The organism is Butyricicoccus sp. AM05-1 (assembly GCF_003474415.1).
Classification (GTDB): Bacteria; Bacillota; Clostridia; order Oscillospirales; family Butyricicoccaceae; genus Agathobaculum; species Agathobaculum butyriciproducens.
This window is the reverse complement of record NZ_QUDG01000004.1, coordinates 170,449-184,751: the sequence shown is the minus strand read 5'-3', so window position 1 is coordinate 184,751 and position 14,303 is coordinate 170,449. Positions and strand designations below refer to the sequence as shown.

The window sequence follows — 14,303 nt, the reverse complement described above, 5'->3', positions numbered from 1 at the left end:
TCAGTCTTCCGGCATCGTATATGCCGCCGTAATCATCTTCTCAACTTTGCGGTTCTCCGTCAGCGCTTCGCGCAGCTTGGGTACATCGAGCATGCCGCGCGCATTCGCCATGCGCAGGATCTGATCGATGTTGTAGCCAACGCGACGCACCTCATTGATCAGCATCGGCACGTCTGCAGAAGGCGCTTCCTTGATCTCCGCGCCATTCAGTAGGTGGCGGCAAAAGCTCTCACGGGACAGGCCGGACTTGCGAACCTTCTTGGTCAGGCTCTCCAGTTCGTCCTTGGTAAAATAGATTTCTACACGGCAATTTCTCTTACGCATATTTTTCTTCCTTTCTAATTGTCAGCATGGTATACTGTGGTCAGGAGTTGATTTTATGACTACACAGCAGTTTAATAGACGTGTTGCGGCAGTAAAGACCGCTGATGCAATTAATGCAATCGAAGGTGCACCAGTTTCTGATTATGCCCGGATGCTTTCTCTTAGCTGGGCGAAAGGCGAGATTACTGGCGAACAAATGAAATCCGCACTAATGTCTTTTCATCGAAAGATTGCATCACAGGTACACCAAAATGGCTGATTTATACTTGTATGACGATGTGCCTGTTCTCCGTAATTCGTTAGGCATTAAAGATGAGAACACACTTGATCGAATCGAGGCAGAGCAAAGTCGGGCAAACATGATGCTCCTGTACGAACGCGGTTTTCATGACTTCACCCCATCGGGTCTCTGTGAAATCCACCATTTTCTTTTTGGCGATTTATATGATTGGGCTGGCAAATACCGCATTATCAACATTGAAAAGCGTGAGCGATTGTTAGCTGGTCGCAGTGTTTGGTATAGCAATGATGAGGAAATTCCCAATGATTTGGAAAGTGCATTTTCCGCACTATACCAGCCGAATTGGGATAGTCTGACTCGTGAGCAATTTGTAAGTGCTATCAGTCGATGCTTCCCTCGTATTTGGCAGGTTCATCCTTTCCGCGAGGGCAATACTCATACCGTAGTAATGATGATGACTTTTTTTGTCGAGCAGCACGGCTATTTCATGGATCAGGAATTGCTCGCCGCCAGTGCTGGTTACGTCCGTGATTCTTTCGTCATGGCATCACTGGATCAATTATCTGAATACGAGCATTTGGAACGAATCCTCTTAGATGCTGTTCAAAGCGCACCCATTCACTATGATGTTGAAACGCTCTGCAACTCGATTTCCCCATCGTCAGACCGCTATTCCAAATATCAGAGAGAGCCCTACAAACCTCTACCACATTACAAGCGTGAAACTTGAAGAACGCAGACTGTCATTTCCCACGACAGCCTGCGTTCTCCTTTTTTATTCATTCTGTTAGAGCCAATAGGGGTCATAGGGGTTCTCGCCCCTGTCAAGCTGGATTTGCACAATCAAATCCGTTGCTTGTTAGACCGATACCGCTATGCTCTCTTACGGCAGTTCGGTCTTCTGCCTTTTTCAGCGCTCCCGTTCCTTATCCGATTTGACCGGCATCGGAATTGCAAGAATCTGATCATCAATCTGCACAAATCGTTCAGGGCGCTTATACTTTTCGGTGTAGCGCTTCAGCTGTTCCTCGCTCAAACTCTTGAAGTTCTCCGTACTGCAATCGCACACAAAAAAGGTTCCCGCCACAATATCATAGATGCGATTGTCTTCATCCCGCAAGGCGCGGTTCAGCGGAAGTCCCTGCAGCTTGCCTTCCTCATTGCAGACCAGACACACAGTTTCTTCAAACGGATAGACCGCCTGAATATAACCGCTAACCGTTTTTTGCATTCCTTCTAGAGAACCATCAATCTCTGCAACACGCGCTGCCTTGCCCGGCTCCACCAGAACAACACGCAGCATTCCCGTATCCAGTTTCTGCGTCCGTTCGGGTTCAAACTCAACCCGCTGAAAGCCAATGCTGTCACAGAAATAGAAGCCAGCATTTTCACCGTTAACAATCTCGACCACATCAGAAACCGACAACGAGTGTCCTCGAAAATCTTCCGGGCAATCACAGTTGAACATCTGATATACACCTTCCAACGTATCAGCCTCAACCGCTCCCTCAAACACTTTATCGTAAATCTCACTGTTTACTTCTGAACTTCCCTGAAACTTATCAAGCTGAGAAAGTCCCAGGAAGGCCACTTGGTCGTCATCCCTGCTCAAATTGATCTGATAGATTTTAATGTCCATCATCGTTCTCGCTCCTTTCCATTCCGATTTGCAATCTCCATTCGCAGGTAATCGTTCACATCTTTTCCGGCTCGCGGCGGGCGGTTCAGGACCGTATACTTCTTATCTAGGCCACCCATAATACTCTCTGCTGCCTGACGGCCTACACGGTCATTGTCGAGATGCAGAACCACCTTCGTAATCTGCGAGTGGTCTTTCAGAAACTGCTCCAGCGCTACCGGCACTACATTCGCCCGCTTACTCGCGAACACGCCTGCCAGCGACAGATACGCGATTTTTCTCCAGTCTTTGTGATACATGATTTTCAGCGATGCATAGCTCATGGCATCAATCGCGGCCTCAAAGACATGAACCTCTCTAACTGGTCTGTCATCCGCAACCAGTGCAAAGGAAAAGTGCTTATCACTGCCGGTTGCCTCGCCCTTGTAATCCGTAGTCATGGAGCGCAGCGCTGCATAACGCCGGGTTCCTTTGGTATCGTATCCGACAAAAATAACATCATTGGCGTTCTTTGACTGAAACAGCAATCCATGTTGAACGCAATACGCTATGATTTGCGGATGGATTCCTCTGCTCTTTAGATACGCCTCTGTTTTGCTCGTATTGGTGTCCAATGACGGCAAAAGCAGCTTTCTCGGGGCAGGCGGCGGTTTCTCGTAGCATATCGGCTGAACAGTCTGCCCGTTGAGCATTTTCACTGCCTCCGGGAACGACATCTCCTTCACCTTAACCAGATAATCCAGCGCCGACCGACCGCCGATATTTTGCGAAAACCAATACCACTTTCCGTTACTGATTTTCAGCGAATCATGCGTTCTGGTACAGTACGTTTCACCCGAAAAGCGCACCAACTCGCCCGGTTCATACGCTCTGAGGTATGACAGCAGATCCATCTTTCTGGCATTGGCGATTTCTTCTTTTGATACAACCGGCATTACCTCGCCTCCCAGTTCCGGTCCTTTGCCGCTTTCCGCTCTGCAAACGACTCGATCGCACCGCGCACCGTTTCCATGTAGTCGGTTTCCAGTTTGCTGAAATCCTTGAATACGTCGTCGAGCGGCCCACGCTGTTTGAGCAGTGCCATCGCCTGATCGTCCGGCAGATTCAATTCTTCCATAGACATAAGAATATCCTCGCGCACAACATACTCATAAGCATGGGAAAGAATTTCCTCTGGCGGACACTGAACGAGCCACTTGCGATATTTGTCCTGCTCACGCTCCATCTTCTGATAGAGCGCAGTATTCAGTTCCTCGTTGTTCATTTTCATCACCTTCCTAATTTCAATTCACAGCTGATACGAAAGCAGCTATGTAGGGTAGGGGAGGAGATTCCCCTACGCAAGTTCATTCAGGCTTTATGAATCACCCGTTTATATTTGGTATCCGAGTTCTCCATATATGAATTGATGATTCGGCTCTGCTCCTTGGTTTCTGCGTATGCTGTTACGGTCAGCGTCTTGCGATTCCAGTCCAGCGTATAGCTATCTGACGCAACATTGGTAATATGGTGTTTGGCAAGGTAATCCCGAAAGTCCTGCATCGCTGCCATATCATCAGACATCACCACATTGACATAGGTGCGATCCTTGGACAGCTTGTTATTGATGCCGCTGACCAAAAAGCAGCCAACACCACTGGCCACTGCTACAGTCAGCGTAGTCAACATGCTATCTGCCAGAACCACACTGCGTGTAATCCAGAAATAAAGAAAGCTGGAAAGCGCAATTGCTACGCCTGCCAGCAGACTCCGGTTTCTCTGAATCATAATCGTTTTTACGGTGCTCAAGGCGTTGTCTGCCATCTTAGCGATAAACAGCAGGCCGAGACTCATTGCTGTTGTCAAACTCTCATCTCCTCATCGTTCCATTTCGCGTTTCTTTTCTTTCGGCTCCCCCTCATCGGGTTCGCCGTCCACAATTTCATTCTCCCGCTTATCCAGATTGAGTAGAATGTTCAGTTCATCCAGTCGTGCCAGCTTGGTTTTCAGTTCATCTTCCTGCGGGAACGGCTTGTCCACTGCCGCCTTGGCATTGGACAGTTGAACCCTTGCATTATCCAGCTGTGCTTCGCACTGCCGGAGATCGCTCTCCAATCCGGCAAGCATATTATCAATGCGCTGGATATTGCCAAACAGGTCTGTACCAAGAGAAATCGGATGACTGAGCTGGCCTTTCAGATTCAGTCGATACTCCTTTGCAAAGGTGTCAAACGAGAGGACCATGGCAAAGCCCCGATACATTCCGATTGGAATCGCATCAGGGCTTGTCATATTATGCGCCGCTGCCAGCAATGCGCTGCCCGCAGCTTTCTTTTCGATATAGGCGGTTCCCTCGACCTCCATTGAAGAAAAACCGTCTTCATTCGGCATTGTCTGTGCCTCTCGCAGCTCAATATCACTCTTGTATCCGCTGATTTTCTGTTCCAGCGCCGCAATCTGATCGGGAAACGCTTTTGCGATCTTATCCTCCAGTGCATATCTCTGGCTCAAATGGCTTGCTTTCAGCATTTTCAGCCGTTGAACTGCAATGTCCAGATCCATCTTTTCCTTGATATACGGATTACCGGTACAAAGTGCTTTCACCTCGGCATAAGATAATGCTGTTTCATCAATATCCTCCGCCGATCGGGCCGGTGCTTTGGAAGTCATGACCTGACCAATGAACTTTTGCTTTCCCTCAACCATCTGATAGAGGTAGCTGTCGAATGTATTCTCTGTTACATAGGTGTAAATCTCAACTTCCGGGTTCTCATTGCCCTGACGGATAATGCGGCCTTCGCGCTGCTGTAAATCGGACGGTCGCCACGGGCAATCGACATGGTGCAGGGCGATAAGCTTTTTCTGGACATTCGTACCGGCACCCATTTTCTGCGTTGAGCCAATCAGCACTCGGATTTCGCCGCTGCGGACTTTGCCGAACAGTTCCTTCTTCTGCGCCTCACTGGCTGCATTATGAATATAGGCAATCTGATCTTTGGGAATACCCATATCCAGCAGTTTATCCCGAATGCCATCATAGACATTGAAATTTCCATCGTTATGCGGCGTTGACAGGTCGCAGAACACCATTTGTGTTGATTTCTGTTCCGCAGTTTTCTGCCAGATTTCAAATACATTCTTTGCACAGGCACTGACTTTGCCATTCTCATCGTCTGGCAGCATAGGGTTCATCAGTCGCTGATCCAGTGCCAGCTTACGGCCATCGTTGGTGATAAGCAGCATATTGTCTACGCTGGAATCAACCATACGATTACGCACACGCTCAGCTCGTTCCGAGAGGTCCTTTACCATTTCCACCTGATACGCCGACGGTTTCAGCACAACATTGTGATAATTTGCTTTCGGTACCGGCAGCTTGAGCATATCCGCCGTTTGAATATCCGCCGTCTGCTTAAACATCGACATCAGCTCCGGCAAGTTATAAAACCGGGCAAAGCGTGTTTTCGCTCGATACCCAGTCCCCTCCGGTGCCAGTTCAATGGCAGTAACAGTTTCGCCAAAGGTGCTTGCCCAGGCATCAAAGTGCAGCAGGTTTTTCTCTTTGAGCGTTCCATACTGAAGATATTTCTGCATCGTGTACATCTCCACCATGCTGTTGCTGATTGGGGTGCCCGTCGCAAATACTGTGCCTCTGCCACCAGTAATCTCGTCCAGATAACGGCTTTTCATATACAAATCACTGGATTTCATCGCCTCCGTCTGACTGATACCGCCCACATTCCGCATCTTAGAAAATGCGGCAAGGTTTTTATAGTAATGTGCCTCGTCCACAAACAGTCGATCAATACCTAGTTCTTCAAAGGTAACAAGGTCATCTTTCCGGCTCTGGTCGTTCAGCTTATTCAGCTTTGCCTGCACTGCTTTTTTAGAGTGTTCCAACTGCTTGACCGAGAAACGATCTCCGTTCTGTTCTTTCAGTTCTCGGATACCGTCCATGATTTCATGGTACTGCTGCTCCAGAATATAACGCTGCCGCTCAACGGACATTGGAATCTTTTCAAACTGGCTGTGGCCAATAATAACGGCATCAAAATCGCCGGTTGCAATTCTGCCGCAGAAGCGTTTGCGGTTCTTTTTTTCAAAGTCTTTCTTTGTTGCAACCAGAATGTTGGCAGAAGGGTACAGCTGTAAATACTCTGCCGCCCACTGTTCTGTCAGGTGATTCGGCACGACAATCAGCGATTTTCGGCACAGTCCAAGCCGTTTGCTCTCCTGAGCTGCGGCAACAATTTCGAAGGTTTTCCCTGCTCCCACAACATGTGCAAGCAGCGTATTGCCTCCGTAGAGAATGTGTGCAACTGCGTTCAGCTGATGCTGCCGGAGCTGGATTTCGGGGTTCATACCAACAAATTTCAAGTGAGTTCCATCATACTCACGGGGTCGCAATGCGTTGAACTGCTCATTGTAGAGCTTGCACAGCCGTTCTCTTCTCGGCTGGTCTTTCCAAATCCAGTCCTGAAACGCTTGCTTAATCAATTCTTGCTTACCCTGTGCAATTGCTGTTTCTTTCTTATTCAGGATCGGTACTCGTTTTCCGTTTTCGTCTTCCACATAGTCGAAAACACGCACATCCCGCAAATTCAGTGTATCCTCAATGATCTTATAAGCATTTACACGATCTGTACCATAGGTGCTGATCGCGTTGATATTGCTGCGGTCATAGGACTTGCCCTCTACATTCCACCCGCCGGTGTAGCGGGAATAATGCACCTTCACTTTCCACTGTGCGTAATACGGCGTGTCCAGCAGCTGATACATGAATTCCTGCACCACATCTTCCGGAAGCCATGTTGCGCCAAGACGAACCGAAATCTCGCTTGCAGTCAGGTCCGTTGGCTGAACTTCTTCCAACGCGGTCACATTCGCTGCAAATACCGGCTCACTTTCTGCCAGTCTCCGCGCCACCGCCAATTTTTCACGCACATTGCCCGAAAGGTACTCATCTGCGGTCAGGTATTTCGCCTGAGTGCCGTTCTCCTCATAGAGCGGATTCCGAAAAATGACACCACTGAGATCTGCAAATACTTCTTCTTCCGTTTTACTTGTCAGCTGCATCATATACGGCATATCCACCTTTGCCTTTTCGCCCATAGAAACTGCCAGAGCTTCCGAGGCGGTATCAACGCTGGTAATCTCCGTGTGCTGCCGGATTGTGCGCTTGCTGAACATATCTGCCTTGCGCACGAAGTTTCCCTCGTCATCCAGCACTTCCAAGGAAGAAAGCAGGCAGAAGGAACTGTCATCAGCAAAAACAGATTTGTTTGCTCTGGTATTGATGCGCCCATACTTCTTCTCAAATGCATCGTACAGGGCATTCAAGTTAGTCTGTTCCTGCTGAATCATTGTGTCCGGGTAATCTTCTGTCTGATATTCGATCAGCTTACGGACACACTCGCGGATTGCAATTAAGCCTTTAACTCGGTTTACGCCGGTTACAGACAAATCGACCGGGTGCATGATGCTGTTTTCCCGATAATAGACTTGACCATCTACAACAGTAAAGCTGAAGTTGCGTACGGACGGGTCAGCCGGGATAGAGCGATCTTCCTCCTCACTTTCCGGGTCATCAACTTCGTACTCCATCACAGACCCATTGATATTTTGAATTGCATCCGTCAAGAGCTCTTCCAGACTGCTGCCGTTAGTCGGCAAGCAGGCCGTTTCCGGACCATATGGACCGCTCACTTCCTGCATGGTTCCAAGCACCATATTCGGATTATCTACAAAATACTGATTCATGGGCAAACCATTTACATCAATGCCAAGGTTGACCCATTCCGGCAGCTGATCGACCATGCGATCACGTTTTTGCAAAATGAGAATATCTGTGGTGACTTCTGTTCCCGCTGCATCCTTGAACGTATTATTGGGCAGTCGGATTGCTCCGAGCAGCTCCGCTCGTTGTGCCAGATATTTGCGTACAGACGGATTTTCCTTATCCATCGTGCCTTTACTGGTGATGAACGCGATAATACCGCCGGGCCGCACCTTATCCATAGTGCGGGCAAAGAAATAGTCGTGGATCAGGAAGTTATACTTGTCATACCGCTTGTCCACAATCTTAAAAGAGCCAAACGGCACATTACCAATGGCGGCATCAAAAAAGCTGTCCGGCAGATCTGTTTTTTCAAACCCACGAACAGCGATAGACGATTTCTGATATAGCTGCTGCGCGATTCGTCCGCTGATGCTGTCCAGCTCCACGCCATAGATTTTCGAGTCGGACAGATTATCCGGACGCATACCGATGAAATTGCCAACACCGCAGGACGGCTCCAGAATATTACCACGCTGGAATCCAAGCCTTTCTAAAACCTGATACATCGACCGAATCACAACAGGCGGTGTGTAGAACGCTGTCAGCGTCGATTCGCGCGCGGCTTCGTACTCGTCATCGGATAGCAGTGCTTTCAACTCGGCATAATGGCTGTTGCGCTCATCGAAACAGTCTGACAGCCCACCCCAGCCAACATATTGAGCAAGTTCTTCCTGCTCCTGTAGCGTTGCCAGCCGGTGTTCGGCCTCCACTTTTTTCAGCGTGGTAATGGCACGGATATTTCGTGCATATCGCTCCCTCGGCGTTCCGACACCCAGCAGATCATTGGAAATATGGTACTCTGCGCGTTCTGCATCCGGAATTTCCGGCAGCAGTGTCAGCGGTGCCGCTATCTCCTTTTTCCTTGCAGCTGGTGGTATAAGCAAAGTTTCCTTCGGTTGCTCTGGCTTCTGGCGCTGTGCAGCATACTCGTTTTCACCAAAGGCAATGAGTTCATCGAATGTCATATTTGCAAGGGACTCATTCAGGTCACCCAAATCCGCAAACTGAATCCGGGCAATTTCTTCATTGTCCACCGCATAAAGCATACGACTGTTCTCAAGATCTACATCCACCTGAATACTATGCTCACCATCACCCGATGTGCTATACGCCAGCGGAACTGCGGTTAGATCGCTGAAATCCGCTTTCTCCTCAAAGCACTCCAGCGCGTACAGGTTGATCATGCGTATGCTTTCGTTCAGCAGATATTCTCTGTGTCCCTCTGCGTAGTCCACGACTGCAAAGCCCTTTGGCGGTGTTCCAAGGTCTGTCAAGAAATCCTGTGGAATGGTAGTGCCGTTCTGGTCACGATACAAGGTAATGGTAAACGGTGCACCTGTATCTACGTCTTCTTTGACTTGCTCGACAAGCTGGATTTCGTCATCATATTCCACCTGCTCTCCGACATGTCCATTCGAGTCCAGATAGTCCAATCGACCAATTGCTTGCGGTTTTACACCGGCTGCCTGCTCGCCACTGTTTTCTTTCGGCTGGTCATTCAGCGGATTTTCTGCAATGCGCCGATCAAAGTCACTGCGGCTCAGTTCTTCGTTGAACAGCGGGTACTCCGAATCATACAACCGAACCATATGATCGTCGATTGCAAGAATTTCATATTCTTTAACGCCCAGATATACCTTATCGCCAAGTGAGTAGTGCCGCTGCACCGGTTCTTCTTCATTTGCCGGGGCAGCAGTCGATTGATCCGCTTTCGTTGAAGACTGTTCCGCACTGATTCGCTCAATTTCTGCCTTACTCAGATACCGTCCCAGTGCAATCAACTCACCAATGCGCTTCTCAACAACATTCCAGGACAGATTAACTGCCTTGCTGCCGTCATCATGCAGTTTGCTGAGGTGAAGCCCCTTTGCATCATACTCCAGCCAGTAGTCTGTACCGGGAATGGCATCAGAATGGCCGCCGATTCCGTACTCTCGCCGCAGAAACCGAACATTCGCTTCTGTTCCTTCCTGCTTGAGAAACTGTTGGTAGATGCGCCGTTTTCCGTCTTCAAATCCGCTGCCACTGCTGAGTACATAATCAATCGCCTCTTGCGGCATAACAAAAGCCGAGTCTTTTTTGGACTCGGCTTCGCCAATCAGAGAAAGCTGTTCATTTACGCTGGGAAAAACTGCTTCATCCGGTGAAAGCCACTCATGCAGCACGATCATTCCGGTAATATGGTCTGCAACCGTGCTCCACTTCATAATCACTCTCTGCTCCGGGTCGCTTGCCGAGCCTCGCCACATCATAAACACTGTGTCAAATGCTCGATAGCCTGCCCGCTGACCGTTACTCAGTATCATTTCGGTGAACGTGTTATCAAAGAACGTTTTGATAAAATCTACACGTTCATTCTTGTCCTCATGGTCAGCAAAAAATGAAGCGATTTCTGTCCGATGGCCTTTCAGCGCATCACTGGTACGCAGCAGCTCATTCTTTTCCTCATCGGAGTGGTAATATGGCGCCTTGGAGTCCTTGTACCACTCATCGTGAAAGACCTCCAATCCGGTCAAGCCAACGGCCCGCATCGTGGCAGCGCCAATATCTCGCGTTACCGGTACACCAGTTCCTTCAGCACGATTTCCTCCGCTGCTGCCTGGATGTTGTTCATCAGCCCGACCCACTTCATCTGGTTCTCCGCTTTCAGGCTCTCGTTCACGCCCTCCTGCTTTGACATCTGCGCGGTCAGCGTTCCCATCATCTCGTTCGCCTGACGGTCGATCTCCTCCAGATGCTGATTCAGCTTGCCGGTCAGCAGCATCGCTGTGTACGTGCCGTTCCGGTTCTCCCGAAGGAATCTCCGCCGCAGCATTCCATACCTCCCAACCTTCGGTGTCTCCGGCACGATCAGATCCGGCAGGTAATACTCGCCCTCCTTGTGGTAGGTCACTTCCATATTCAGCGCTCCCTTCTGTTGTTGCTGTTCTGTTCACATCATACCGGCTGTCCGCCGGAACCTCAAATGTGCGATTCTGATTTCTTTCTTCTCGCTGCAAATCCTGCACTAATACTGCGATTTCGCGGAGCAGAACCTCAGACATATCACTGACTGCTGCTCCCAGAATAGAGATAACCTCTGGCGTATTAAAATTGCAGATCTTGTCCAGAGAATTTCCGAAATATGCTCTGCCCGGAAGTCCACTGCGGATATGCAGCATATAGCCGACACTGTAACTGAGTGCGGTCAGCATTTGTAGGCGTGTATTGTCCTCGTCCAGCTTTTCCAGCAGGCTGCCCGCTTTTGCCTCCATCAGCTCTGCCAGATAATCCTGATAATTATCATTAACGAATGTGACCGCCACATTGAGCAGACAATCCTCCAGTGACTCATGGGTATCAACCTCATATCGTTCTGCCAAAACCTTTTTGACAGGCTCAACGAATCTCTGTTCCATCTTCCAGATGGGAACTTCTTTGCCCGCTCTGCTGTTGGTGTCGGATACATCAAACACATGACGCAGCTTATACGGTGCATCCGTATCGACCAGCAGCGCAATGCCTTTGGTATTGCGATTAACCCAGCGGCCATGCTTATTCCACCAGCTGACTTCGGCGCAGGCTGTCGCATCAGGCTTCTGTGCGAAAATCAGCAGCTGCTCTTGAAACGAATATTTGAAATTATTCGCCGCAGTGGTCAAGAAGTCCATATAGTGATTCGTATCCACTGTCAAAGTCCGCAGATGTTCCGCCTCCATCTCCGTGATCACCTGATACTTGCTCGGCATCTCGCTCACCTCCATCATCAATCTGAATTGTCACTTCAACAGGAATCGGCAGCTCTCCTAAAAGCGAAGAATACAGCAGTCCTGTCCGGGCATTGGATATTTTCGTCACCAGTCCAGTCAAACGAAAGACCGTCGCATTCACTTCTTCCTGATTTGCTGCAAAGTAGTATCCGCTCCGGTCACTGCAAATAGGAACGCCATCCTGACGCAAGCGATTGATCTTGCGGCGCAGGTTACGCCCGTTCAAGGAAAAAAGCTGCTCCAGCTCTGTGCTCGGAACAGCTTTTTCTTTTCCGGTGTGATATTTCTTCAGATACACGCACAGTGCTGCGTTCTTATCCATACGCTCCTTCCTCCATCATCGTGCATCTCTTTGCACACTTGACAAGCTCTGTTTCGGGAAATCCCAGCCATAGACCTTGCCGATTTCATCGCCCAGCCGGCGAGTTATGCGCGTAATATCCGCCCTTGTTGCGGTGCCGCGATAAATTTTCTCTTTCAGATTCTCAATCTGCGCATCGCTGACACCGTCCTTATAGGTTCGATAGAGATAATGGTTGGTGCCATCATGGTGAACCGCATCACAGCGCATATCACCCAGCCTGTCAACATACCAGGTTACATAGTCGCACTCCGAGAACAGGCAGTCCTTGATGTTGCCGCTCTTGATTTCCTTGTAGCCGCTGTAACGTCCATTCCAGAGGCCGAGATCGACAATCACCAGAATCGGCTTATCCAGCTGAATATCGAGATTCATGCGTTCATCGTCCAGATATTCGCTATTCCGTTCATACATCTTTTCCTCCCGTTCCTGTTCGGAAAGTTCGGGATACTCTGCCTCCAGGTCCTCACGCCAATCCTCGTAATCCAACGAGTAATTGCTCCAAATCAGGTATTTCGGCTCTGTCATCGCGCATCACCTCGATCCTTTGGGCGGCTGCGTGTATTTCGGGTAGTATTCTCCATCGTATCCAGCGGCAGCACCGTGTTATGGCAACGTTCCATCTGTTCGGCAAACTGGCAGATATGATATATCGAGTCCCAGCTGGAGCCGATTTCTACATGGTAATCGTCGATGTACCTGCAAACCCTGTCTATATGGGTTCCGTCTTGCCGCAGGATACGAATTTTACCGCCATCTGGCAGGCGAAAGAGCGCCGTATAATCCGATGTGATAAAGCGAATCCCTTTTTCTGCCTGATGCAAATGATGGTCCAGAAACTCTCTCTTGTAGCAGTAGCAGTAAACCGTATACATTCCTTTCTGTGGATTCAGCCGCAGAAGATAAGAATAATCCTTTGTATCCGCACGGAACGCGAAATCCTGACTGGAAAGATCAATCGCACTGTCGATCTGACGGTAACAGTACGCTGATACCGCCGCTCTGCTTTTCAAAAAACCGCCATCTTCTCTCAGATGATTGATTACCTGATTCAACTCGTCATCAAACTCGGGCGTCAGAAGCCTTTCGCAATGACTGGTCCAGTCATGAAAGAACTGATCGCCACTGTCACCCATATCTGCACGCAAATGACCGATGCAGCCGGTCTGTCCCATAATCTGGTCAGACTGCGTATAGCAGTACATCTGCTCGGTCTTTGTGGCAGGTCTTACTTCAATATCCATCGTCTTTCCTCCTCATCTATGTGATTTCATACGCTGCTTGCAGTGTATGTAGCCGTACCTTTGCGCTTGTGCAGTTTCGCCTTTACACTAAATTCATCAAAATGAATCGGAGGTACTCCCATGAAACGAATTACATACTTTCTGTCCGGTGCATTAGCGGCTCTGCTGATCAGTTCTGCAACAGTTTCCGCCTTTGCAGCCGGCGGTCTTATCACCCTCAACGTCCAGCCAGCACAGGTCATGGTCAATGGCGAGGTTTTTCAGCCTAAAGATGCACAGGGCCGTGATGCTCTTGTTTTCACCTACAACGGCACGACCTATGCACCGGTTCGTGCGCTGGCTGAAGCATACGGTCTGACCGTCGGTTATGATTCCGCCAAAAACATGGCTACTGTAGTCGGTGCTGCACGAACCACCAATAGCACTGGCAGTTTTTCCTCTCAGTGGACGGTCACGGAAAAGCCGGTCACCCGATACGGTAATGAGCATATCTTCACTGCCGTTTATTCCGGCCCGCTTTCCATGGACAAATTCAAAAGCTGGTGGAAGTCAATGAATGCCGCTGATCTGAAGGCGCAGGCAGAACAAATGGCTTTGAAGGCTCAGTCTGACCTCCTCGGCTCCGAAATCACCATGTATTTCAGCTTTGGTTCTTATAATCTCGGCACTGCCTTTGCACAATCCGGCTGCACATTCAGCAACTTCGACCCCGCCTCTGTCTGGATCAAGTAATTCTCATAACAACACCCTGTCCATAATGGACAGGGTGTTGTTCTACTTTCGCCACCAGCGCCAAAGCAATACACCAATGACAGTCGCTGCTGCCGCTGTGCCGCAGATTACACGCTTTCTCATTTTCAATCCTCCTCCCGGATAAAAGAACATCGGCCATTGCACAAGCAGCAGCCGATGTATGTAAGTCTATTT

General features: G+C 49.2%; 12 protein-coding genes. 3 read left to right on the top strand and 9 right to left on the bottom strand.

Going from position 1 to position 14,303, the window contains the following annotated elements; translation table 11 throughout:
* Positions 1 to 324, bottom strand: a complete 324-nt coding sequence (locus tag DW088_RS08135) for a plasmid mobilization protein (RefSeq protein WP_118285596.1) — start codon at positions 322 to 324, stop codon at positions 1 to 3.
* 55 nt (positions 325 to 379) lie between these two features.
* Here DW088_RS08135 and DW088_RS08130 point away from each other — a divergent pair, with 55 nt between their 5' ends.
* Both DW088_RS08130 and DW088_RS08125 read left to right on the top strand, forming a co-directional pair.
* A complete protein-coding gene (locus DW088_RS08130; protein WP_110436360.1) occupies positions 380 to 583 on the top strand; it encodes an antitoxin VbhA family protein in 204 nt (67 codons plus the stop codon).
* On the top strand, positions 576 to 1,295 hold the full coding sequence (locus DW088_RS08125) for a Fic/DOC family protein (RefSeq protein WP_110436359.1): 720 nt from the start codon (positions 576 to 578) through the stop codon (positions 1,293 to 1,295). The genes DW088_RS08130 and DW088_RS08125 overlap by 8 nt, the downstream gene beginning before the upstream one ends.
* 180 nt (positions 1,296 to 1,475) lie before the next feature.
* On the opposite strand, the gene DW088_RS08120 is transcribed toward DW088_RS08125, so the two are convergent.
* From DW088_RS08120 to DW088_RS08085, 8 genes are all read right to left on the bottom strand, one after another.
* Entirely contained in the window at positions 1,476 to 2,207 is a 732-nt protein-coding gene (locus DW088_RS08120) for a DUF3846 domain-containing protein (protein ID WP_118360350.1), read from the bottom strand.
* Positions 2,204 to 3,139, bottom strand: a complete 936-nt coding sequence (locus DW088_RS08115) for a toprim domain-containing protein (protein WP_118360349.1) — start codon at positions 3,137 to 3,139, stop codon at positions 2,204 to 2,206. Before DW088_RS08115 ends, DW088_RS08120 begins: the two co-directional genes overlap by 4 nt.
* Positions 3,139 to 3,468 carry a DUF3848 domain-containing protein gene (locus DW088_RS08110; protein ID WP_118285599.1) on the bottom strand — a complete coding sequence of 110 codons (330 nt, stop codon included), beginning with the start codon at positions 3,466 to 3,468 and terminating at the stop codon, positions 3,139 to 3,141. The genes DW088_RS08115 and DW088_RS08110 overlap by 1 nt, the downstream gene beginning before the upstream one ends.
* An 86-nt stretch (positions 3,469 to 3,554) precedes the next feature.
* A complete protein-coding gene (locus DW088_RS08105) occupies positions 3,555 to 4,049 on the bottom strand; it encodes a hypothetical protein (RefSeq protein ID WP_118285600.1) in 495 nt (164 codons plus the stop codon).
* A gap of 12 nt (positions 4,050 to 4,061) precedes the next feature.
* Entirely contained in the window at positions 4,062 to 11,066 is a 7,005-nt protein-coding gene (locus tag DW088_RS16265; RefSeq protein WP_442861179.1) for an N-6 DNA methylase, read from the bottom strand.
* Positions 11,067 to 11,643: 577 nt separating this feature from the next.
* Positions 11,644 to 12,093: a hypothetical protein gene (locus DW088_RS16065; protein ID WP_199677247.1), complete on the bottom strand. Its 450-nt coding sequence runs from the start codon at positions 12,091 to 12,093 to the stop codon at positions 11,644 to 11,646.
* A gap of 15 nt (positions 12,094 to 12,108) precedes the next feature.
* Positions 12,109 to 12,660 (bottom strand): hypothetical protein, encoded by a 552-nt coding sequence (locus DW088_RS08090; RefSeq protein WP_118360347.1) that lies wholly within the window; start codon positions 12,658 to 12,660, stop codon positions 12,109 to 12,111.
* Complete coding sequence (locus DW088_RS08085; protein ID WP_118360346.1) at positions 12,657 to 13,376, bottom strand: hypothetical protein; 720 nt, start codon at positions 13,374 to 13,376, stop codon at positions 12,657 to 12,659. Before DW088_RS08085 ends, DW088_RS08090 begins: the two co-directional genes overlap by 4 nt.
* 120 nt (positions 13,377 to 13,496) lie before the next feature.
* On the opposite strand from DW088_RS08085, the gene DW088_RS08080 reads away from it, so the two are divergent.
* The gene (locus DW088_RS08080; protein ID WP_118360345.1) at positions 13,497 to 14,108 is read left to right on the top strand and encodes a stalk domain-containing protein; all 612 of its coding nucleotides are present in this window, start codon (positions 13,497 to 13,499) and stop codon (positions 14,106 to 14,108) included.
* The last annotated feature ends 195 nt before the right edge of the window (positions 14,109 to 14,303 follow it).

Coding starts and splice junctions, on each gene's coding strand:
- DW088_RS08110 (WP_118285599.1), bottom strand. CDS start 3,468: ATGAACAACGAGGAACTGAATACTGCGCTCTATCAGAAGATGGAGCGT.
- DW088_RS16065 (WP_199677247.1), bottom strand. CDS start 12,093: ATGGATAAGAACGCAGCACTGTGCGTGTATCTGAAGAAATATCACACC.
- DW088_RS08115 (WP_118360349.1), bottom strand. CDS start 3,139: ATGCCGGTTGTATCAAAAGAAGAAATCGCCAATGCCAGAAAGATGGAT.
- DW088_RS08090 (WP_118360347.1), bottom strand. CDS start 12,660: ATGACAGAGCCGAAATACCTGATTTGGAGCAATTACTCGTTGGATTAC.
- DW088_RS08120 (WP_118360350.1), bottom strand. CDS start 2,207: ATGATGGACATTAAAATCTATCAGATCAATTTGAGCAGGGATGACGAC.
- DW088_RS08085 (WP_118360346.1), bottom strand. CDS start 13,376: ATGGATATTGAAGTAAGACCTGCCACAAAGACCGAGCAGATGTACTGC.
- DW088_RS08080 (WP_118360345.1), top strand. CDS start 13,497: ATGAAACGAATTACATACTTTCTGTCCGGTGCATTAGCGGCTCTGCTG.
- DW088_RS08130 (WP_110436360.1), top strand. CDS start 380: ATGACTACACAGCAGTTTAATAGACGTGTTGCGGCAGTAAAGACCGCT.
- DW088_RS08125 (WP_110436359.1), top strand. CDS start 576: ATGGCTGATTTATACTTGTATGACGATGTGCCTGTTCTCCGTAATTCG.
- DW088_RS16265 (WP_442861179.1), bottom strand. CDS start 11,066: ATGTCTGAGGTTCTGCTCCGCGAAATCGCAGTATTAGTGCAGGATTTG.
- DW088_RS08135 (WP_118285596.1), bottom strand. CDS start 324: ATGCGTAAGAGAAATTGCCGTGTAGAAATCTATTTTACCAAGGACGAA.